16 protein-coding genes and 1 pseudogene are annotated in these 21,535 nt (G+C 62.6%); 6 read left to right on the top strand and 11 right to left on the bottom strand.

All coding sequences use genetic code 11. The features are described from left to right. Positions 1-19 precede the first annotated feature (19 nt). From UB31_RS17215 to UB31_RS17200, 4 genes are all read left to right on the top strand, one after another. Positions 20-1,075, top strand: a complete 1,056-nt coding sequence (locus UB31_RS17215) for an alpha/beta fold hydrolase (RefSeq protein ID WP_045011700.1) — start codon at positions 20-22, stop codon at positions 1,073-1,075. Between the two features lie 15 nt (positions 1,076-1,090). Beyond that, positions 1,091-2,851, top strand: a complete 1,761-nt coding sequence (locus UB31_RS17210) for an MOSC and FAD-binding oxidoreductase domain-containing protein (RefSeq protein WP_045011699.1) — start codon at positions 1,091-1,093, stop codon at positions 2,849-2,851. A gap of 41 nt (positions 2,852-2,892) precedes the next feature. After that, positions 2,893-3,489, top strand: coding sequence for a redoxin domain-containing protein (locus tag UB31_RS17205; RefSeq protein WP_082078538.1), 597 nt, complete (start codon positions 2,893-2,895; stop codon positions 3,487-3,489). A 148-nt stretch (positions 3,490-3,637) separates the two neighbouring features. Next, positions 3,638-4,357, top strand: a complete 720-nt coding sequence (locus tag UB31_RS17200) for a hypothetical protein (RefSeq protein WP_045011698.1) — start codon at positions 3,638-3,640, stop codon at positions 4,355-4,357. A 12-nt stretch (positions 4,358-4,369) separates the two neighbouring features. Here UB31_RS17200 and UB31_RS17195 read toward each other — a convergent pair whose 3' ends face one another. Beyond that, a complete protein-coding gene (locus tag UB31_RS17195) occupies positions 4,370-7,132 on the bottom strand; it encodes an ATP-binding protein (RefSeq protein ID WP_502691260.1) in 2,763 nt (920 codons plus the stop codon). Positions 7,133-7,628: 496 nt separating this feature from the next. On the opposite strand from UB31_RS17195, the pseudogene UB31_RS17190 reads away from it, so the two are divergent. After that, positions 7,629-8,111: pseudogene (locus tag UB31_RS17190) on the top strand (helix-turn-helix domain-containing protein); the annotation flags it as partial. Here UB31_RS17190 and UB31_RS17185 read toward each other — a convergent pair. The 10 genes from UB31_RS17185 to UB31_RS17140 all read right to left on the bottom strand — a co-directional run bounded on the left by UB31_RS17185 (position 8,090) and on the right by UB31_RS17140 (position 20,013). Then, the gene (locus UB31_RS17185) at positions 8,090-9,097 is read right to left on the bottom strand and encodes an ABC transporter substrate-binding protein (protein ID WP_082078537.1); all 1,008 of its coding nucleotides are present in this window, start codon (positions 9,095-9,097) and stop codon (positions 8,090-8,092) included. The pseudogene UB31_RS17190 and the gene UB31_RS17185 overlap by 22 nt on opposite strands. Then, the gene (locus tag UB31_RS17180; protein WP_045011697.1) at positions 9,094-11,199 is read right to left on the bottom strand and encodes an adenylate/guanylate cyclase domain-containing protein; all 2,106 of its coding nucleotides are present in this window, start codon (positions 11,197-11,199) and stop codon (positions 9,094-9,096) included. Before UB31_RS17180 ends, UB31_RS17185 begins: the two co-directional genes overlap by 4 nt. 22 nt (positions 11,200-11,221) lie before the next feature. Next, positions 11,222-12,238, bottom strand: a complete 1,017-nt coding sequence (locus UB31_RS17175) for a SphA family protein (protein WP_045011696.1) — start codon at positions 12,236-12,238, stop codon at positions 11,222-11,224. 56 nt (positions 12,239-12,294) lie between these two features. Then, complete coding sequence (locus UB31_RS17170; RefSeq protein ID WP_045011855.1) at positions 12,295-13,722, bottom strand: DUF1254 domain-containing protein; 1,428 nt, start codon at positions 13,720-13,722, stop codon at positions 12,295-12,297. A 23-nt stretch (positions 13,723-13,745) separates the two neighbouring features. Next, positions 13,746-14,765 (bottom strand): DUF1214 domain-containing protein, encoded by a 1,020-nt coding sequence (locus UB31_RS17165; protein WP_045011695.1) that lies wholly within the window; start codon positions 14,763-14,765, stop codon positions 13,746-13,748. A 13-nt stretch (positions 14,766-14,778) separates the two neighbouring features. Further along, positions 14,779-15,720, bottom strand: coding sequence for an HlyD family secretion protein (locus UB31_RS17160; protein ID WP_045011694.1), 942 nt, complete (start codon positions 15,718-15,720; stop codon positions 14,779-14,781). Further along, complete coding sequence (locus tag UB31_RS17155; RefSeq protein WP_045011693.1) at positions 15,720-15,959, bottom strand: DUF3302 domain-containing protein; 240 nt, start codon at positions 15,957-15,959, stop codon at positions 15,720-15,722. Before UB31_RS17155 ends, UB31_RS17160 begins: the two co-directional genes overlap by 1 nt. Positions 15,960-16,059: 100 nt before the next feature. Next, positions 16,060-17,100, bottom strand: a complete 1,041-nt coding sequence (locus tag UB31_RS17150; RefSeq protein WP_045011692.1) for an HAD family hydrolase — start codon at positions 17,098-17,100, stop codon at positions 16,060-16,062. 83 nt (positions 17,101-17,183) lie between these two features. Further along, positions 17,184-18,989: an arylsulfatase gene (locus UB31_RS17145; protein ID WP_045011691.1), complete on the bottom strand. Its 1,806-nt coding sequence runs from the start codon at positions 18,987-18,989 to the stop codon at positions 17,184-17,186. 10 nt (positions 18,990-18,999) lie between these two features. Continuing rightward, positions 19,000-20,013 (bottom strand): formylglycine-generating enzyme family protein, encoded by a 1,014-nt coding sequence (locus UB31_RS17140; RefSeq protein WP_045011690.1) that lies wholly within the window; start codon positions 20,011-20,013, stop codon positions 19,000-19,002. 506 nt (positions 20,014-20,519) lie between these two features. Between UB31_RS17140 and UB31_RS17135 the strand changes: the two genes are divergently transcribed. Beyond that, positions 20,520-21,506 (top strand): helix-turn-helix domain-containing protein, encoded by a 987-nt coding sequence (locus UB31_RS17135; RefSeq protein WP_045011689.1) that lies wholly within the window; start codon positions 20,520-20,522, stop codon positions 21,504-21,506. The last annotated feature ends 29 nt before the right edge of the window (positions 21,507-21,535 follow it).

The following is a 21,535-nucleotide window of genomic DNA, read 5'->3' as shown; positions in this document are numbered from 1 at the left end:
ACGACAACAGGAGAGACGCATGTCCGACGAAATCAATCGTGATCGCCGCCGCTTTTTCGGCAGCGCCGCCATGACGCTTGCAGCCGCACAGCTCTCGCTGAGCACGACGGCCACGGCGGAGACCGCCAAGCCGATCAAGGCCGGCGCAACTGCTGTCAAGCCGGGGACCAACACATCGTTTGCGTCGCTGAAGCAGATCGATACTGGCCTCCTCAATGTCGGCTACGCCGAAGCGGGGCCAGCCGGCGGCCCGCCGGTGATCCTGCTGCACGGCTGGCCTTATGACATCTACGCTTTCGTGGATGTCGCGCCCATGCTCGCCGCGGCCGGCTATCGCGTGATCGTGCCCTATTTGCGCGGCTACGGGACGACGCGTTTCCTTTCCGACACCGCAGTTCGCAATGGACAGCCGTCGGCGATTGCGACCGACATCATCGCGTTGATGGATGCCCTCAAGATCGAGAAGGCGACCATCGCGGGGTTCGACTGGGGCGCACGAACCGCCAATATCATCGCGGCGCTGTGGCCAGAGCGCTGCAAGGCGATGGTCTCGGTGAGCGGCTATCTCATCGGCAGCCAGCAGGCCGGCAAAATGCCGTTGCCGCCGAAGGCCGAGCTCCAATGGTGGTATCAGTTCTACTTCGCGACAGAGCGCGGCCGCGAGGGGTACGATAAGTACCGGAAGGAGTTCTCGAAGCTGATCTGGCAGCTCGCCTCCCCGCAATGGCACTTCGACGATGCCACATTCGACCGCAGCGCCAAGGCTTTTGACAATCCGGACCACGTCGCGGTGGTGATCCACAATTACCGTTGGCGCCTCGGTCTCGCCGAAGGCGAAGCGAAATACGATGACTACGAGAAGCGGCTTGCCCAGGCGCCCGTCATCAACGTGCCCACGATTACCATGGAGGGCGACGCCAACGGGGCTCCGCATCCCGAGCCATCCGCGTACGCGAAGATGTTCTCGGGCAAATATTCGCATCGGACCATTAAGGGCGGCATCGGCCACAATCTGCCGCAGGAAGCGCCGAAAGCGTTTGCCGATGCCGTTATCGACGTGGCCGCCGACGTTTGATCGGAGAATAAGGTGATGGGACGCCTGCTTTCAGTCAATGTCGGCCTGCCGCGCGACATCGCATGGCAGGGCAAGACGGTGCACACCGGCATCTGGAAGGCGCCGGTGAAGGGGCGGCGCATGGCGCGGCGTCTCAACATCGACGGCGACGGGCAAGGAGATTTGGCGGGCCATGGCGGCGAACACCGAGCCGTCCTGGTGTATCAGTCTGATTCCTATCACTACTGGCAGGGTGAGCTGGGCCGATCCGACTTTGCCTACGGACAGTTCGGCGAGAATTTCACCGTCGACGGCTTATCGGACGCAGACGTCTGCATTGGAGACCGCTACCGGATCGGCGCCGCCTTGTTCGAGGTGACGCAGCCGCGCGTCACCTGTTACCGGGCGGGCATCCGCATAAACGAGCCGGAATTGGCCGCACTGTTGGTCAAGCATGGCAGACCGGGTTTCTATTTTCGCGTGGTGGAGGAAGGCGAAGTGGAGGCCGGAGACGAGATCAGGCAGGTCGCCTCCGGTCCCGAACGCATGAGCGTCCGCGAGATCGATGCGCTGCTTTACATGCCGGGTCATCCCCGTGATCAGCTTGCGCGGGCCCTGCGCATCCCTGCGCTGAGCCCCGGCTGGCGTCACTCGTTCGAGGCCCTGCTTGCGCAAGAGCGCAAGGGCGGCGTGGTAACGGGAAATGCCGGGCTCACGTCCGAATCCGGCCCGCCTCCGGCGTGGCCGGGATTCCGCCCGTTTCGGGTATCGCGCAAGGTGCGCGAAAGTGGCAACGTGACTTCGCTGGTGCTCGAGCCCACCGATGGACAGCCTGTCGCTGTTGCCCTCCCCGGACAGTTCGTCGTGTTGCGGCTTGGATCGGCATCCGCGGCTGCACTGATGCGAAGTTATTCGCTTTCGGGGCAGCCCAACGCCGCTTCTTACCGCGTGAGTGTCAAGCGGGAGCCGCACGGCGCGGCTAGCGCCTATGTCGACGAAGAGATGCAGCTTGGCGACGTCGTGCAGGCAAGCGCGGCGCGCGGCAGTTTCACCCTGCGGCCGGGCCATACGCCTGTTGTGCTCCTGAGTGCCGGAATCGGCGTGACGCCGGTGCTCGCGATGCTTCACGCATTGGCGACCGAACGGTCCGTGCGAGAGGTCTGGTGGTTGCACGGGACTCGTAACGGCCGTGAGCATCCGTTCGTTGGCGAGGCGCGCGAGTTGCTCGAGGCCCTGCCCCACCGCCACAGCTACATTTGCTACAGCGCGCCGGATCCGGAGGATCGCCCCAATGCGGATTTCGACGCCACCGGGCATCTGGACGTGCAAGCACTCCAGACTCTCAACGTCCCGCGCAATGGTGATTTCTACATTTGCGGACCCTCAGGCTTCATGAGTGACATGACCGCCGGCCTCGCGGCGCTCGGTATCGCGCCGGATCACATCCACACCGAACTGTTCGGGGCCGGCCCATCCATCACACCGGGGATTGCTGCCTCGCCGCGGAAACCGCCACATTTGCCGACAGGGCCTGCCGCTTCCGGACCGATGATCTCGTTTGCGCGTACGGGTCTCAATGTCCGCTGGGGCTCATCGTTCAAGACGCTGCTCGAGCTCGCCGAGGCTTGCGACGTACCGGTACGGTGGTCATGCCGCGCAGGCGTGTGCCACACCTGTGAGACCGGACTCGTGGCAGGGACAGTGGGCTATCGGCCGGACCCGGTCGACGCACCGACGCAGGGTAATGTGCTGATCTGCTGCGCCCACCCCGAGAGCGACGTCGTCATCGATCTCTGACGATCAGAGGACCGGCTGCGCCAAACCATGGAGGAGTTCAAATGCGATCCGACATCATTCAGGGCGCTGTTTTCCCGGATTACGAGTTGAGCGACCACACCGGGAAGCACCGGAAACTCTCCGATTTGCAGGGACAGGATCCGATGGTGGTCGTGCTCGGCCGCGGCGGCTTCTGTCCAAAGGATCGCCGCCAGGCGGAAGCGTTGCTGCAACTCCATCGTGAGATGGAGGTGGGCTATTGCCGGCTGGTCACGATCACGACCGACAACATCACGCAGACCAATGAATATCGCAGCGGCGTCGGAGCCCACTGGCCGTTTCTGTCCGATTCACGGCGCATCGTTCAGAAGGATCTCGACATCGCCGAATATACCGATCCGCTTCACAATCCAATGATTCCGCATGTCATCGTGCTGGAGCCCGGCCTTGTCATTCACAAGATCTACAATGGCTACTGGTTCTTTGGGCGCCCCACCATCGAAGAGCTCCGCCAGGACCTGCGAGCCGTCAGCAAGAAATGCCGATTGGATTGGGACATCACAACGCCAGAACTGCGGGCCGCCTGGCAGGAGGGGCACAAGGAGCGCTTCTATCCCTACGGCAAAACCTACGCTCAGACCATCGGCGAGCAGGATTAGCGTCGCACCCCAGCACTAGCAACTGACCCGGGATTCCACGGACGGGACGGCAGCCTCAACGGCACTTAACAACGCTTAACGGGCGATCGCCTGCATTCGGGTCTATCTCCATGGGGCAATACGATCCCATGTGAGAGGTTACCGCCGGATGATCCCCTTGCTGGCAAGTGCGATCGAGGCTCATGGCGGCTTACGCCGATGGAACGCCCACAAGCGGCTCACCGCCACGATCGTGACGGGGGGAGATCTCTGGGCGCTGAAGGGCCTCGATCAGGACCAGGACCCGCGAACGATGCGGATCGACCTTCATGGTGAGTGGGCGTCGGTCGAGCCATTCGGGAAGCCCGGCCAGCACACCGAATTCAGCCCCGAGCGGATCGCCATCGTCGCCGCGGACGGACGTATCGTTGCCGAACGAAAAAATCCGCGCGCATCGTTCGCGCGGCACGACATGCGGACGCATTGGGATCCGCTGCATCGTGCCTATTTCAACGGCTACGCGCTGTGGACCTACCTCACCACACCCTTCTTGCTTGCCGCGGACGGATTCGACGTGCGGGAGATTACGCCCTGGCACGAAGGCGCCGAGGTCTGGCGCGGATTGCGCGCGAACTTCCCGGCTGGCGTCGCAAGCCACAGCAGCGAGCAGGATTTCTATTTCGGTCCCGACATGCTGATCCGCCGGCATGACTATCGGGTGGAGATCGCCGGAAACTTTCCGGCGACGCAATATGTATCCGATCCAGTCAGCGTCGACGGGATCACGACCCCAACGAGACGACGAATTTATCTCCGCGACGACGATCTGACGCCGATGCTCGATACGCCAATGGTATCGATCGACCTCTCGGATTTCCGGTTCGACTGAGGCCTGGTCCGTTCAGCCAGAACCTTCATCCAGCATCGTCCGCGCCGCCTTCAGATCGGCTGTCTCAAATCCCTCGGTGAAGCGAGCATAGGTTTTGGCGAGAGCATCGAGCGGATTTCGGAGGCCTTGGCGGCGCTGTAGCCGCGCAAGCGACAGCTCGGTCCGTAATCGCCAGGATAACGCCCCCTGTTGTTCGGCCAGTGCGATCGCCGAAGCAAAGCTTGCTTCGGCCGCGTCGAGGTGGTTGCCGCGTGCCTCGAGCTCACCGCGCAAGCGCAGGAGCTCCGGCATGTCGAAGGCGCCGCCTTCAGGCGCGATGCGCGCGATCGTCTCGTGCAGGACCGCGAGTCCTTCCGGCAATTGTCCGAGTGCTGCCAGCCCCTGTGACAGCTCCGCGATGAAGGCGGACGCATAGAGCTCGTAACGATCTGCGTGCAGGCGCGGCAACGCGGTCCGCAGCAGGTCGATCCCGCCCCTCACGTCTCCCCGGGCGATCATGGTCTGGGCGCGAAAGCCGGCAGCGACGGCTTCATAGGGTGCCAAACCATGCATGCCAGCATGCGTCGCAAGCCGACCGGCCATCGCCTCGACGGCGCCCCAGTCGCCAACCCAGCCAAACACCGAGGCCGACCAGCATAACGCAATACAATGCATCACGACATCACGCGGCGCAGCGGTGCCGATGAGAGGCCGGACACATTCGACGGCGCGGTCGGGAAAGCCGCGCAACCACAGGACTCGCGCCAGCGGAATCTGCGGCGTCCGGGAATAGGCGAAATGACTAGGCTCAGTCCCGCGCAAAGCTGCATCATCGCGCACGCCTTCGTCCAGATGGGCTTGCGCCTCTGTCTGGTTGCCGACGAGATGATAGGACACGCCGACGAGCGCCTTTGCGCCGGCAATCCCCGCGGTGTCGCCGATCACCCGCGCGACCTTTTCGGCCTCGAGTGCGATCGGCAGCAGATGCCGATAGTTGCCGGTCCGCCGATAGAACATGTTCAGCCGCGACAGCAGCCTGAACTTGTTGGCCTGGTCGTCCAGCGCCTCCGCGATCTCCAGGCCGCGTCTCAGCGCGCTCTCAGCCTGCTCACTGTTGCGTTCCGTGAACATGAAGGCATGGCCGAGCGTCGACTGGAGCTCGAGCTCCCATCTGCTACCGCTGTTGGCGTCGTCAAGCATCGCGAGCGCGCGCTGGGACCAGAGGCGTGCCTCGCCGAGCAGGTTGAGCTCGACAAAGAGCCTCGCGCACACGCCCGCGAGCGGCAGACGCAGTTCGGCGCCGTCCTCATTGGCATAGACCCACTCCAGCGCCGCGCGAGCATCGGCGAGCAGACCTGCGCGCTCCTGCGATCGGGAGGCATGGTCGCCGTGGCCCAATTCGGCCATGGTCGCTTCGAGCGCTTGCCGGACGTAGCGGACGTGCCGGCGCGCGACGGCGTGTGCCTCACCACCGTCGGTCAGCTTCTGCATCGCATAGGCGCGCGTGGCGTCAAGCAGGCGATAGCGTCGTGAGGCCGCGTCCGGCCGCGCAGACACCAGCGACTTGGCGACCAACTGTTCCAGCGCGTCCACGACGCCGTCGATCGCCTCACCCTCCTCGGCCGCGACTGCGATCACACCTTGAAGCGTAAAAGGACCCGCGAAGACAGCGAGACGTTGAAGGACGACCCGCTCGACTTCCCCGATCAGGCCAAAGCTCCAGTCAAGCGTGGCACCGAGCGTCTGTTGCCGCGGCGGCGCCGTGCGCCGGCCGCGCCATTCGAGCTTCAGCCGGCTGTCGAGCAGCGCAGCCATTTCCCGCAATCCGTAGACGCCGACACGGGCGGCGGCGAGCTCGATCGCCAGCGCGATGCCATCCAGCCTGCCGCAGATCTCTGCGAGGACCTCCGCATCATCATCCGTGACGTCGGCCCTGTGACCGGCCGCAGCGGCACGCTCCATGAACAGCCGTGCGGCTGGATAGTCCACCACCTCGCTTGCACTGAGACCGGCTCCCTGCGGAGGACCTGGCAACGGAACGAGCTCGAAGATCTGTTCACCCTCCACCAGCAGCGACTCGCGGCTGGTCGCCAGGATGCTGACGCCCGGGGCCTCGCGGTGAATGGTCTCTGCGAGGCGCGCGACCTCGTCGATCACATGCTCGCAACTGTCGAGCACGAGAAGCAGGCGGCGACCGCGCAGGAAACTGACGATGCTGCCGGTCGGATCGGCGTGATGAACGACGAGGCCCAGGGCGGCCGCGACCGTGCTGACAACGAGCGCCGCATCCCTCAACGGACCGAGGTCGAGAAAATGGACGCCGCCGTCGAACGTCTCGCACATGTCATGCGCCAGCGCGATCGCAACGGTGGTCTTGCCGATGCCGCCGGGACCTCTGAGCGTGACGAAGCGCTCGCTCAGCAGGCGCGCCGCCAGCTCGGGCAGGACGTCGTCGCGCCCGATCATCCGATCCAGGCGATGCGGCAAGGACTGCGGGGACGCCATGTTTGCGGCGGCCTGCGGCGCAGGCTTCGATGCTGACCTGCGCTCGCCCGGCTCCACCGGCGCGACGAAGCAATAGCCCCGGCTCGGGATGTTCGTGATGTAGCGGGCGCCGTCCTTGCCGTCGCCAAGGACCTTCCGGAGTTCGGCGACATGGACCCGCAGGCTGATCTCCTCAACCGCGAGCCCCGACCATGCGTAAGCCAGGATCTCATTCTTCGGAACGACATCGCCGGCGCGGCTGACAAGCAGGCGCAAGATATCCATCGCGCGGCTGCCCAGCTTGACCGGCACGCCGTCCCTCTCGAGCAAGCGCGACCGGAGCGAAAACGGCCCGAACGTGACGGCATCGAGATCAAGATTAATGCCGGTGCCGCGGGGGCTATTTCCTAACGAGGGCTCGATCACCTGGAACTCACCGGCCGGATTCGAGGAAAGAGACCATGAGCCGCGTGTGCTTCATCGCAAGGAAGGCGGCAATCGAACAATCGGCGCAAGACACTGAAATATTTAACAAAATTCAATCTCCCGCGACCGGCCGCCGCACCCTGCGTGCACCCACAAAATCTAACAGATCCTAATCACCCCTAACGAGCTTCCAAGCCAGCTCACGCCTATCCTCTGACCATAGCAGAGACTTGCGAGATTACGGGTCTCCACGAACGGCCGCGAAGCTCAGAGGGGATGAACGATGTTGACCGAATCGCAGACAGCCCACGCCTGGATCGATCTCCCGGCCGGCTCGGGGGATCACGAGGTCTCTCACGCAGCCCACACGATCGCCAGAGAAGGCCAAATCCTCGCCATGCATCTGGGCCGGCCGGATTTGCCGCGCGCCAAGGTCAATGCCCTGCCAAAATGGCGGTTGCGGCGCGTCGAGCAGCATGTCGCCGCCCATTTCGAACGCAGCATCAGCCTGTCCGAGCTCGCCAATGTTGCCGGCCTGTCCAGGATGCATTTTGCGGCGCAGTTCCGCGCAGCGACCGGATACCGTCCCCGCGAATACCTCCTCAATCATCGGATCGAGCATGCGAAGTCGCTGTTAACGGCGACCAACAGGCCCCTGGCCGAGATCGCGCTTGCAGTCGGCTTCAGCACCCAGGCGCACTTTTCGACCGTCTTCAAACGCATCAGCGGCCAGACGCCGGCGCGGTGGCGCTCTGCCTTCAAGAACGAACGGCCTGACTTTGAAACCCGTCCGCGCCGCCGGCCTTCACCAGACAAGGACTGGGCCGTCAGATCTCCAGACATTCACGCAACCGTTGTCAGGTAGAGCTGCGTGTCAAAATAGTCCGACGCGTGCAGCGCCTTGGTGATGCCGGCATCGGCCATGAAGAAGTCACTCACCTGCTGGAGCCATTTCACGACGGTTCCATCCGAATAGAGCCGCTTCCATTCGCGCGACGAATAGAGCTTCTGCGCCTTGAAGGCCTCGGCGATGTCGGCAGGCCGCGACTGCTGATAATAGCTCCGCTGCAAGGCCTCCGCGGCCGCGGTCGGGCTACGGACCATGTAGTCGTTCGCATCGGTCCAGGCGCGGATGATCCGGCTCAGGACCTCTCTGTTGCCGGCAAAATAATCCGTCCGCGCCACCCAGCCGCCGAGCACGGCAGATTGCGGATAGAAGGCCGAGGCATCCACGAGCTTGATCGCATCAGGCAACGCCTCGCGCACGGCCATATTGAAGGGCACCCAGAGCGCGACGGCCGGCACCTCACCGGCAATGAACGCCTTGACCGCAGCCGACATACTGCTGTCAACGATCTCGACCTCCGACGGATTGATGTTGTTCGCCCGCAGCGCCCGGTCGAGAAAGATATGCGCCGTGGTCTTCATCGTCGTCGCAATCCGCTTTCCCCTGAGATCGGCGAGCTTGCTCACGCCGAGCGCCGGCCGGACCCAGAGCTGTGCGGTCGCAACCTCGATATCGTTGATGAGGAAGCCGCGGCCGCGGCCGAGTGCCAGATAATTGGAGATCACGCCGCCTGCCGACAGAACATCGAGCTCCCCGCGCGCCATCGCCTCGAAGATCTCGGGTCCGGTGTTGAACTCGTGCAGCTCGAAATCGATCCCCTCCCGGTCGAACGAGCCACGATCGAGGCCGGTCCAGAGGTGTCCATCCACGGCAACGACATGAAGATAGCCAAGCCGGATTTTGGTACGGGCCTGCGCGATTCCGGGCGCACTAAACACCGACGTGGCGGCCACGGCCGTGCCTTGTCGCAACAACTGTCGGCGGCTGAAATTGTGGACGCTCACGCCACCTCTCCTGGATTGCGAGCGGCGGTGCGAAATCGCTCGGCATGATATTGTGCGATGCGGTCTTTGGGATAGTCGAGCAAGAAGCCCGAGAGCCGGACCATGGCCGTCTCGGTCGCCCCCTCCTGTGCGATGGATGCGAAAACCTCGTCCCAACTCCGGCACATCGCAATGTCGGCCTCGTCCGATCGAGCCAGCTCGCCGCGCAGCTCGCTGACCTCGATTGCCTCGGCAAATCCTTTGGGCCTGATGGTGTCGACGCTGCGGAACAGGAACGCATGGCCGGCGCGCGCACGGACCGCCGCGCTGACCAGCACGCGCGTGCCATAGTTCTTGTTCAGCCCTTCGAGCCGCGACGCCAGGTTGATGGTGGCACCGAGCGCTGTGTAATTCATCCGGTCGCTCGAACCGATATTGCCGACCACGGCGTCGCCGACATGCAGGCCGAAACGCGTGTCGTAAGGCGGCCAGCCCTCGCGGCGAAATTCCTTGTTGAGCGCCTCGTTTGCCGCAAGACAGGCCAGGATGGCGCGGCAGCCATGGACGACGTGATCGGGATCATCTGCTGGGGCGTTCCAGAATGCCATCACGGCGTCGCCGATATATTTGTCGACGGTGCCGTGATTGCGCATGATCTCGTCCGACAGCGCTGCAAAATAGCGCGACGTGTAAATCATCACCTGCGACGGATCTGCCCTTTCCGTCTTGGCCGTGAAGTCCGCGACATCCGTGAACAGCACCGTCACTTCCCGCCTCGATCCGCCCAGGCTGAGCGAGGAGCCGGTCTCGATCAGTTGCCGCACGATCTGGCGCGGAATGAAGCTTGCGAAGCTGCGCACGACGCTCCGCATGGTGAAGACGGAGCGGCCAAGCTCTTCGATTTCGGCAATGATGGAATGAACACGCGGCCGCTCTGCGATCTGAAATCGCTGGATCTCGTCGGTCTGCTCGACAATATTACGCAGCGGCTGTGCCATCCGCGATCCCAGCCAGAACGCGAATGGGAGCGTAGCCCCGACGAAGGCAAGCGCGAGCGCGAACAATGTGCGACGCTCCTGGATGATCTGCGCGTAGAATTCATCGAGCGGTGCGACGATCGCCAACCGGACATTGGCCGAACCGGTCGTCGCCAGATCATGCACCGCCGCGACATAGGTTCGCCCCAAGTCGTCCGCAAAGAACTGCTGAGCCGGCCCGCGCTCCCGCCAGGAGCGAACGATCGGCTCGAAGCCTGGCCACTTCAGCGCGCCGATGGGCGGAAGATCGTCGTGGCGCCCGGGGATCCCGGCCACCAACCGGCTCATGTCCGGATGGGCAACGATCTGCCCGGATTGGTTGAACAGGAACGCGACGCCGGACTCACCGAGCTTCTGCTGTGTCAGCATGTCTTCAAACCGGTTGAGCAGCACGTCGCCTGCGACCACGCCGCGCCGCCCCTCCTTCAGGGGTTTTCGTAGCGTGTAGCCGGGCTCTTCGGTCGCATAAAAGATGTAGGGACCGGTGAGCAGGGTCTTGTCGTTCTTGAATGCCTCGACATACCAGGGCCTAGTCCTCGGATCGTAATTGTCGGGACCGGCCACTTCGGTGACGACTATGAGGTTCTCCGAGAGGAACTGGGTGACTGGCTTGGCACCGGCCGTTCGCGATATCACGACAAGGCGGAATGCTGCATCCTGATCGACGCTCAGGCCCCCCCTGAAACCCGGCTTGGCGCGATCAATCACGTCCATCTCGATGAACGAGCCATCTTCATAGCCGACATAGAGGTTGAAGAGCTGCTGATTGTTGCGCAGCATCGCTGCCATCAGGCTGTACAGCCGCGAATTGTCCGATATGTCGGCCTCCTGAATCGACGGCAGGCCAGACAGGATGTCGAGATTGTCGCGAACGTTCTTGAACTGCTCGTCGACATGATCGGCGCCGAGCTGGGCGACTTTCTCGATGAAGCTCGAGGCCGCTGCCTTGGTGATCACCGTGACGCGTTCGAAGCTGAGATAGACCAGTGTCAGGCCCACAAGCAGCACGACGGCCACGAACACCGTGATGATCGATGTCTGAAAGCCGATGCGAAGTACGCGCTTGCTGGTCGGGTCTCCGGTCATTGGAGCTGCGTTGACACCTCCCTCAGTACTTTCGAACGATGGGTTTTGTAGCGGCCGGCGCCGACGCTGCCTGCGAGACCGAGAAGGTGACCCAGGTCGACCAGCTCGTCGGACGGTTTTCCACCTCGAGGTCCTTGTAGCCCCTGATATTGAGATAGCCTTGGTAGCCCTCAGACATCGGAATCATGAACCCGATCTGCGGGCCGATGCCGACCGCCTGCCCCCTGAAGCCGCCGAGCTTGGCGCCGGGGCCGCTGTCGTCGGTGAGCTGCTGGAAGAAATAGCCGGCGACACCGATATGGACGTTCTTGCTGACAAACTGGGAGGCGGCCCAGTCGACATGGAAGTCGATGCCGTTCTGATATTGGAGGGCAGAGTTCATGAAATTGTAGGTGAGCCCGCCGACAATCGAGAACTCATGTCCGGTCTTCGGATCGAGGTAGGTGTAGCCGCCGCCCACATCGACCGCGGGGAATCCAAAACTCAAATTCGCGAGACGGCTGGAATCGTAGGTGCCGCTCGGGATGTTACCGGTGATGTAGACCAGCTCATTGTGGACGCCCTGGTTCCATTTCAGCGTGCCCTGGTAGAAGACGTCCGTCAGCGTGGTGCGGTTGTCTGTCACGCCGCCTGAAATGGTGTTGCCGCGCGGACCGGTCAGCGTCGCATCGATGCCGACGCCGATGTTTCCAGGTGCGGCGAGCACGCTAAAGCCTGCCTGCCCGCCGAGCACGGGCATCGCAGAGGTGTAGGTGATGCCCTGAATGAGCACATCGGCATGCGCATTAAGGCCGGCGGTCACCGAGCCGGGAATGCCGCCGCTGGTGACGAAGTTCTGCCCGCGGCCGGCATTTTCCTGAAGGTGGATGTAGATCGTCGAATAAGCCCATCCCGGCGCCACCGGAACGGCGGCCAGGCTGCCGAAGATGCCCGGCAACCAGAAGCTCACGCCGCCTGAGTCGGCGAGCGCGGGCTGGGCGACGAAGCTCGCCATCACCAACGCCGTCGCGAGCCCGGCCTTTCGAAGGTGTCCCGTCATGTCGTGTCTCCCCATTCTCGTCACGTCATCCACCCAAACGCATCACGCTCGCTGCACTACTTCGTGGCGCCCCCGATCGTCGTGGCGACACGCTCGACATCGGGCAGTTTCCAGCTGTGGTCGAACAGCGGTTTCTCCGGCCCGTAGAGGCGAAACAGCAGCTCGAACTTTCGCGCGGGATCGGTCGGCACCCAGTTCGCCTCCTTGCCTTCCGGCGCCTTCGGACCGAAATAAACGTCGACCGAACCGTCGGCGTTCTTCTGGATGCCCGGGCTGATCGAGGCGCGGCTTGCGCTCGGCATGTTGCGGACGAGAGCATGGGTCTCGCGGTCGTAGACTGTTGCCGACCAGTATAGTTTGACCGGCGCGTTCGCCGGGACGGTCAGGCGATAATTGACGGCGCCGTCGAACGGCTGGCCGTCACGGTCCTTGTTGGCCATCAGGTAGAACTGTGCGGTTCCGATGCGCTTGATGCCGGTGAAGCCGAGCGTATAGGAGACGCCGCGCATGTCGACTGGATAGGTGTTCGGATCGGCGTATCCTGTGCTCGCGGCCTTGACCATCTCTGCCACCGCAGCCGGGAACCAACGGATGCCTGGATTGATCACGGCGAAGCCGGCGTCGTAGCTCTGTTCAAGTATCGCGTGGGCTTCGCGGGCGGCCTGATCGAGCAGCGCAACAGTCTTCTGATCCGGATTGAAGGCTTTACCCTTCTCGATACCGATGGTCGCGAGTTGATCGATCATGGCGCGGTCGCGCTCGAGCCACGGTTCGTTCTGCACGACGCGGTCGAGGTTGCGATAGAAGCGCGCGTCGAAGGGGATGGTGGAGTCGAACAGGACGTCGTAGGCGTCGGTGAAGTTCGTCGGCGGCGGATCGTTCGCCTGCGCGAGCGGATAGACTTTGACCTGCTTGCCGTAGGCGACCGACTTCGCGACGTCGGCGTCGCTGTGGCTCGCGAGATTCGACCGCAGCAGCGCGAAGCCACTCAACGTGTCGGATTGGAGCACGATGTAGCCTGCGGGCACCTCGCCCTTGTAGCCGGGCGGCAAAATCAGGTACTTGCCGCCCTGCCCCTTATCGGCACCTTCCGGACCGGCGTCCTCTAGCGGCATCTGCCAGGCCGTGACGATATTGCCGGCGATCGAGCCCCCCTGCGCCGGCGGAATCTCGATGACGATCGGATCATCCTTCACGTTCCAGAACGACATCAGATAGATCGCGTCAGGATTTGGCGTCAGCGTCTGGTTCTTCCAGTCCACCGGCTTCGACCAGTAGACGATCTCGTTGACCTTGGCCTTGGTACTGCCAAGCATGGTCTGGAGCATCAGGTCGGTATTCACGGCCGGCATGGCCCAGATCATCGCCTCGACCGCGCGACGCTGGATGTTGCGCGCGGCAAGCTCATCCGGTGACGGGCTCTGCGCGTGCACGCTCGCAGCCATCAGAACCGTGGCAACGGCGCCGGCGATTGCTCCTCTCATGATAGCCTCCATCTCTTCGATCATTAGCTCACTGGCTTCGGCTCAGGAAATTTCCACTTGCCGTTCAGAATTTCCGGACGCGGCCGATAGAGCCGGACGGTGTAGTTCCAGCCCTTCATAATCGGCAGGCAGTTCGGGATCTTGCCGTCGCAACCGCCGAACTGGACCACCGTCGAGCCGTCGGCGGATTTTGCCGCGGTCAGATCGTTGAGCGCGTAGGCGTCGTAGGGATTCTTCTCGTAATAGCCCTCGGCGTTGTAGAGGCTGATCGACCAGAAACCGTCGACCGGCACGTTACCGGGAACGGTCAGCTTGTAGACCGCGCTGCCGTCGTTCTTCTCGGGGGTGACGCTGAGATAGGTCGCGTCCTTGTCGGGATTGCCGCCCCATCCGGCGGCAGTTGCGATCAGATGCCTGACCGGATCGACCTGCCCCTTGGCGCCAAACGCATTCTTGAAACCGCCTGCGGTTGACGACAGCACCAAAAGGGCATCGCGCACCTTTTTCTGACTGACCGGATCCCAATTCGGGATCTCGAACTTGCCCGGACCCTTCTGGCTGATCGTGACGGCGTCTTGAACTGCACGGACCTTCTCGACATCCTTGGGATCGTTGGGATCGACCAGGGTCCGAATCCCAATCAGCCCATAGCGTGTGCCGACCTTGCTTCGATCGTAACTGTATTTGCCGGCGCGATATTCGATGTCGCCGACGATGTAATGATCCTCGTTGACCACCATCAACGACCGGAACCGCTTGCCTGCGTCGGGCAGCGTAATCGTCACCGGTCCGGCGTCGAGATCGATGACAGCCAGGGAATACAGCGTATCGCGATTTGACCGGATGACCCCTTGCTTGTCCATCGCCATGGGCTCGCGATGGTGAAACAGCTTGCCGATCCCGCCCGCCTCCTTGATGCCGTTGCCGAAATACAGATCAGACTCCGCGCGGGGGAAATTGTCGATTGTTACCGGAACTGGCGACTGCGCTTGCGCGCTCGACACGAGGAGAAGGAACGAAGCCGTCAGCGCTGCTCTTTGCATTGTCTGCTCTCGCCTAGAACGGATTGACGTAATTCAGAATTGCGACCTGTCGCAGGATCACGCGGCGGACGATGTGGGTCGGCTTGACGCGATCGGTGTAGATCGCCGCCGTCCCGGCGCTGCCGGCCGGCAGGCGTCTGGCAAACTCAGCGTCGTCGAGCCTGACGCGCACAATGAACGGCGCGGCCTCGATCGCTCTGGGAAGGACCGCGGTGCCCGATGTCTGTGTCTGCCCCGTCGCGATCGCCTGGAGCACGCTCTCGACCTTGCCGGAAAACACTTGCCCAGGTGCAAACTTGAACGTGGCTTCGACGTCCTGCCCCGGCGCGATATAGCGCGCGTCAATCTGGTTGATCTCGACGCCGATGATGGTGTTGGAGGCGTCGATGAAAGCCATCACCGGCGACAGCGGCAGGTTCGCCACCCGCGCGCCCTTGCGCAGCGCGAGGTTGGTGACGTAGCCGTCGGCCGGCGCGCGCACGACGGTCTTGTCGAGATTCCATTGCGCGGCCTCGAGCTGGCCCGAGAGCTGGTCGGCCTCGGACTGCCGCTGCTCGACGTCGAAGCCGCGGCCGGCGTCGCGCTCGAAGAGCTGCGTCATCTGGCCCAGGCGCGTCTTGGCGAGCTTGAATTGTGCGTCGATCGCCTTGACCTGCGCCGCATAGGGCACAGGATCAATCTTGAACAGGACGTCGCCGGACTTCAGCGGCGCGTTGGCGAGGACCGGAACATCCGTCACCTCGCCGGCCACATCAGGCACGATCGAGACCGCATTGCGCACAACGAGCGCTGCGCCTTGCGGCGCGCCCCATCCCATCGGGATCAGGAGCCCGAACATCAGCAGCACCAGAACGATCGCGGGGGACGCCTTCCAGAACAGGTTGAAGCGCACGATGCCGAAGTGCACCAAGAGGAAGAGCAGCACGAGATAGGTGTTGAAGATCGCGACGCCCATCACGCATCTCCCGCCTTGCGTGCGGGCACGTCGAGATAGGCCCAGATGAACGCGATCGGCCACAGCGCAAAGCCGAAGAACAGCGTGATCCAGCCGGCAACCGTGACCGCCTGCGCATGAGGATGGTTGCGCGATTTTGCGATGTGGCCCGGCAACCAACCCGCGATGCAGACCACAGCGATCGCGCTGGCGAGCAGGATCACCAGCACGATCCAGGCGAAGATGTCGTAACCGCTCATGACGGCCGCCTTCCCGTTGCCGCTACGGGCACTCGTCCAAAAAGCCCCGTGTCCGGAACGGCTCGGTGTAATACCTGCACATGCCCGGCGATCGTCCCCATCATTGCGAGGCCCCCGTGCTGCCGCGTTCGAACGCGAACACCGTCTTCCAGTCCTTTGCCATGTCGACCACGGTCCAGCCCCGCTGCACGGCCTCGTCCCAGGCCTTGTCGAGCCTCCCGATCTTCGACTGGCGGTCGTAGGCGTATTCACGCTGCGCATCGGTGTGATGGACGATGCCGATGAAGCGCGCGCCGGGGCCGGCCGCGGTCCATTGCAGCATCTGGTGGTCGCCGTCGGAGTTGCCAAACGCGAAGATCGGGCGGCGGCCGATGAAGCGGTTGATGCCGGCGGGCTTGCCCGGCCCGTCGTCGACGAACTCGACTTTTGGCAGCTTCATCAAAATCGGCCGGCCGTCGTCGCCAATTTTGAACTGAGTCATGCCGGACGAGCCGACGACCTGCTCCGGCGGAATGCCGTAGGCCTTCTCGGCCCATGCCCGTATAAATTCGACACCACCGCCGGAGACGATGAAAGTCTTGAAACCGTTGGTGCGCAAATAAGCGAGCAGCTCCACCATTGGCTGATAGACCAGTTCGTTATAGGGACGATTGAAGCGCGGGTGCCGGGCCTGCGTGAGCCAGTCGGCAACCGCTTGCGCGTAGGCGTCGGTGGTCATACCACTGTGGGAGGCTGCGATCAGCGTCAGCAAGCCCTTCTCGCCTTGTGCCGCCAGGCCTTCCTCGTCGTCCGAGAGAAACGCCTTGAATGGCTGCTGTTGCCTCCACTCCGGATGTTTCGGCGCCATCGCCTTGACACTGTCGAGGCCGAACACCGCCTGAAAATAAATCGGCTGCTCGCACCACAACGTGCCGTCATTGTCGAACACGGCGATGCGTTCGGCGAGTGGAACGAAGTCCGGGCCGCCCTGCGTTGTCACATGCGCGACGAAACCGGTGATCGCTGCCTTCGCCGCGCCGTCGTTCCAGGATGGCAGCGCATCGGATTGAGCGTGTGCAAGGTTCAGCGAAAGGGACAGCGCCAGGGCAGCAGCAAACAGCGACAACGCTCGCCGAATGCCGCGTGCCACAGTTGCCAACATGCCTATCGTCCCTTTGCTCGCGGCTGTGTGAAACAAGAGCGAGCCGGCTCCGATGCGAAAAGGCCGGCTCCCCTCGCCTGCGGTCAACGAGCCTGAAGCTGCTGTTGAATGATCTTGTTCAGCCCGGCACGGACTTTGTCGATGTCGATGCCTTCGGTCAGTGCCTTCTTCTGTTTGATGCCGTCCATCATACCTTCCAGGATGTTGGCAGGATTGAAACTCGGCGGGAACGACCGTGGCGGGAAGTCCTTGAATGTCGCCACGAACTGGAAGACTTCATCCATCATTCCGTAGGCGCTGCCGACATGATTCAAATTCCAATCCCAGAACGTGTTAGACGTGATGTCAGCCCGCTCGAAAGGGTCCTGCATCAGGTTGAATATCTTCTGTAGCCGCAGCGTCGTGAAAGGCTCTGCCCATAACCCCATCGTGCCTTGCATGCGCTGCTCGGAGAACACGTACTTCAGATCACCCAGTCGGATGCAGACCAGCAGACCGTCGTCATCGGAGTAGAAGAATCTGTCGCGCGCACTCTTGGTGCCGTTGTTATTCGCTGCGCTGCCGCTGACGTTGCGCAGAAATGCGGATTGGTCATAGCCGTCGAGGTGGACCTTGTAGCTGATGCCGTTGGCGGTGTAGCCGGCCTTGAGCTTGTTGACGATGTCGGGTTCGCCGGCAACGGAACAGAACGTGGGTATCCAGTCGTTGTGGCTCATCAGCTCGTTGGAGACGGTTCCGGGCTTGATGTTGCCCGGCCAGCGAACGAGGCACGGCACCCGGAACGCGCCCTCCCAGTTGGTGTTCTTCTCGGAGCGGAACCAGGTCATGGCGCCGTCCGGCCAGGTGTTCATATGCGGGCCGTTGTCGCTGGAATAGACGACGATGGTATTGTCCGCGATGCCCAAATCGTCGAGCGCCTTGAGCAGGCTGCCAACGGTGTCGTCATGCTCCTGCATGCCGTCAATATATTCGCTGTCGCCATGGGTATAGCGACCGCGATGTTCGGCGCGAACATGGGTGCGCAGGTGCATGCGCGTGCCATTGAACCAGACGAAAAATGGCTTCCCCGCCGCCTTTTGCCGTTTCATGTAATCAATCGCCGCCGCGGAGGTCTCGTCGTCGATGGTTTCCATGCGCTTCTTGGTCAGCGCGCCGGTGTCCTCAATGGTCTGCTTGCCGATCTTGCCGAAGCGCGGATCGACCGTTGGATCGTCGACGTCGGTGGCTTTGCAACGGAGGACGCCGCGCGGACCGAACTTCGCCTTGTAGGCCGGGTCCTTCGGATAGTCTGGCAGTTCCGGTTCTTCCTCAGCATTGAGATGGTAGAGGTTGCCGAAGAATTCGTCGAAGCCGTTTACGGTCGGCAGCGATTCATTGCGATCGCCTACATGGTTTTTGCCGAACTGGCCCGTGCCATAGCCAAGGTTCTTGAGCAGACCGCCGACTGAGGGATCCAGCTGGCTCATTCCCATCGGCGCACCCGGGAAGCCCACTTTGCTCAGCCCGGTGCGAATGATGTGCTGGCCCGTGAGGAAAGCCGAGCGGCCGGCGGTGCAGGACTGCTCGCCATAATAGTGCTGCATCTTCAGCCCCTCGCGGGCGATGCGATCGATGTTGGGCGTCTCGTAGCCCATCAGCCCGTTGGAGTAGGCGCTGATATTGGCGATACCGATATCGTCGCCCCAGATGACGAGGATATTCGGCTTTCCTCCCGCGGGCGCGGCTACGCCAGGCGCTGGCGATGGCGCGGCCTTTTGCACCTGCGCCAAGGCTTCTGAGGTGAAAGTCGCCGCAGCGACGATGGATGACGTACCCAACAGGAGATTTCTGCGATCGATCGACTTCTTTGCCGACGACTGGTTGTTGTTTTTCTCAGACTCGCTACTCATTCGATACTCCCTAGGTTGCAGCACGTCCTTCTTGTTCGCGTTCGGTGGCAAGCGGTGTTCGCATGACGCAGCGGAAGCCGACATGGCTGGTCGACGTGTCGACCGGCTCGGCATGCCGCGCGGCGGGCCGATAGCGGCGGCAATAGTTCGGCGCACAGAGATGCGAGCCGCCTTTCAGGACTTTTCTTGGAATCTTGATGTCGGGAAGGCGAGGATCGTAGCTCGCCTCCTCGCCGCCGCCACGGGGGTTGTTCGGAATGCAGCAGGGCTTGGCGGCCTCGGAGGCGTGCCGCGCCGACCACCAGTCGGAGGTCCATTCCCAGACATTCCCGATCATGTCGTAGAGGCCGTAGCCGTTCGGCGGGAAGGCCATGACCGGCGAGGTACGCTCGAACCCATCCTCGCCGAGGTTCTGGACAGGAAAGTTGCCCTGCCAGATGTTGGCCATGTGTTTGCCGCCCGGCATCAATGCATCGCCCCAGGCGAACTCCTCAGCTTCGAGGCCGCCGCGCGCAGCGAACTCCCATTCCGCTTCCGTTGGCAGATCTTTGCCGGCCCAGCGCGCATAGGCGACTGCGTCGCTGAACGAGACATGGACGACAGGATGGTCGTCGAGACCCCTGATATTGCTGCCGGGACCATAGGGATGACGCCAATTGGCGCCGCGCATAAACGACCACCACTGGCTCCAGTCGGCAAGATCCGTGATGCGCGGCAGCGGCGAGAACACCAGCGAACCTGCGTAGAGCATCTCCTTCAATGCACCGGGATAATCCCTGGGATCCGGAACGATCTGCGCCTCGGTGACATGGCCGGTCGCGTTGACGAATTCCTTGAACTGACGGTTGGTCACAGGAGTCCGATCAATCCAGAAGCCGTCGACGGAGACGCGATGGCTCGGCGCCTCCTCGGGATAATGGTGATCGGATCCCATGCGAAAGGTCCCGCCGGGAATGAAGACCATCTCCCCGGTCTTCAAGTCATCCGGCAACCACTCGCAGTGATCCAGGTCCGCCCGCAGCATGATGGAAACTCCGATACGCGCATTCCACCTGATGCTACGGCGCAGAATTCAGCAGAAATCGGCTGGGGCAGATCGCCTTGCACATTGGACGCATTGTCTGGTCCCCTCTTCTTGGCGCCTGGGGGTGGAGATGACGATGGCATATTGCGTCAGCATCTCATCCCTTTCGCGCGCACGTTTTCGAGCACGCGGCAAAATCCTGCCGCGTGCGCTCCGCCATCCGCAGAGCGCTTCCCATTGATATCGCTTAGGTTGCAAACGGTATCCGAAGATTGGGCTGCTGTGATGTGCAGTTTGTGCCAGTACGCCGCGGCGGCGGGTGAGGCTTAACGCCCCATGTCGCAAATTACTCAATCCTCAGCAGTTTGGAGCAGTCGTCTCGCGTCAAATTCGGCGATGATTTGCCTCAAAACGCGAATTCAGCTTGTCGCACCCACCTCGCGTTGTGGTGGTATTTTGCTGCCAGCCGCCGCAGAATTGTCGCGCTTCAGTAACAGGGTGCAACCATGGGACAATTCCTTCTGGTCGATTCGCGGAAGCTTGAGGGTTTCGAGGGTCTCCACCAGGCCGTTCACGGCTCTCATGTCGACGTCATGCAGCTCGGACGCGGGCGGTTGCGCGGGACTTTGTCCCATGTCGGCATCGGCGATTTCTCTCTGAGCATCGGCACGTTCAACGTCGGCATGCGCACACAGCGCGTCTCCAGTGACGACAAACTGATCATCGGAATGTTGCTGGCTGCCGAAGAGCGCGTCGCCCACTGGTCATTCGACATGCAGCTCAACGACGTACTCGTGATTCCGCCGCTGCTCGAGCACGACGGGGTCTTTCACGGCGCGTCCGCCTACGCCGCCGTGCGCTTCGACCTCGGCGAAGTCGCATCCCTGTTCGGCGGTGAAGCGAGGCTCAGCGACCCCGACACCTGGCGCAGCCGCGGCCATTTCCGGGCGAATCTTGCGACCGGGTCGGTCGCATCGCGCCGTCTAATTCGGATCATGTCGCACCTGTGCGACAGCAAGTATGGCCTGACGCCGTCGACCGCCGATTTCTGGAAGCGATCGATCGTCGAATGCATGGCGGCCAACGTCATGTCGTCCCTGCCGCCCGACGATACCGGCTGGCTCCCCTCGGCAAGGCGACTGATCCGCAGGGTCGAGGAGTATTTGCAGGAGGCTGGCACGCGCCCCGTGCATGTTTCGGAAATCTGTGCCGCGCTGGGCGTATCCCGACGCACGTTGCATCGCGCTTTCCAGGAGGTGTTCGGCCTCGGCCCGGTCAGCTTCCTGCGGCACAAGCGCCTGTGCACCATCCATTCCATTTTGCGCCACAGCGCTCCGGGCTCGACGACCGTGGGGGCGGTAGCCATGCAGCAGGGCTTCTACGAGCTCGGACGTTTCGCGCAGTATTATGCCGCGATGTTCGGGGAGCGCCCGTCCCAAACATTGGGATTTGGATCATTGTCCATCACAAGCGATGGAGCCGCGAAGGCATAATGGGTATCCCTGCCGCATACATTCGGCGA

Origin of the sequence: Bradyrhizobium sp. LTSP849 (assembly GCF_000938255.1) — a bacterium.
GTDB lineage: Bacteria > Pseudomonadota > Alphaproteobacteria > Rhizobiales > Xanthobacteraceae > Bradyrhizobium.
The sequence above is the reverse complement of the archived record's forward strand: the minus strand, read 5'-3'. Positions and strand labels throughout refer to the sequence as shown.

Coding starts and splice junctions, on each gene's coding strand:
- UB31_RS17160 (WP_045011694.1), bottom strand. CDS start 15,720: ATGGGCGTCGCGATCTTCAACACCTATCTCGTGCTGCTCTTCCTCTTG.
- UB31_RS17210 (WP_045011699.1), top strand. CDS start 1,091: ATGGGACGCCTGCTTTCAGTCAATGTCGGCCTGCCGCGCGACATCGCA.
- UB31_RS17145 (WP_045011691.1), bottom strand. CDS start 18,989: ATGAGTAGCGAGTCTGAGAAAAACAACAACCAGTCGTCGGCAAAGAAG.
- UB31_RS17150 (WP_045011692.1), bottom strand. CDS start 17,100: ATGTTGGCAACTGTGGCACGCGGCATTCGGCGAGCGTTGTCGCTGTTT.
- UB31_RS17170 (WP_045011855.1), bottom strand. CDS start 13,722: ATGAGAGGAGCAATCGCCGGCGCCGTTGCCACGGTTCTGATGGCTGCG.
- UB31_RS17165 (WP_045011695.1), bottom strand. CDS start 14,765: ATGCAAAGAGCAGCGCTGACGGCTTCGTTCCTTCTCCTCGTGTCGAGC.
- UB31_RS17155 (WP_045011693.1), bottom strand. CDS start 15,959: ATGAGCGGTTACGACATCTTCGCCTGGATCGTGCTGGTGATCCTGCTC.
- UB31_RS17175 (WP_045011696.1), bottom strand. CDS start 12,238: ATGACGGGACACCTTCGAAAGGCCGGGCTCGCGACGGCGTTGGTGATG.
- UB31_RS17200 (WP_045011698.1), top strand. CDS start 3,638: ATGATCCCCTTGCTGGCAAGTGCGATCGAGGCTCATGGCGGCTTACGC.
- UB31_RS17135 (WP_045011689.1), top strand. CDS start 20,520: ATGGGACAATTCCTTCTGGTCGATTCGCGGAAGCTTGAGGGTTTCGAG.
- UB31_RS17215 (WP_045011700.1), top strand. CDS start 20: ATGTCCGACGAAATCAATCGTGATCGCCGCCGCTTTTTCGGCAGCGCC.
- UB31_RS17205 (WP_082078538.1), top strand. CDS start 2,893: ATGCGATCCGACATCATTCAGGGCGCTGTTTTCCCGGATTACGAGTTG.
- UB31_RS17140 (WP_045011690.1), bottom strand. CDS start 20,013: ATGCTGCGGGCGGACCTGGATCACTGCGAGTGGTTGCCGGATGACTTG.
- UB31_RS17180 (WP_045011697.1), bottom strand. CDS start 11,199: ATGACCGGAGACCCGACCAGCAAGCGCGTACTTCGCATCGGCTTTCAG.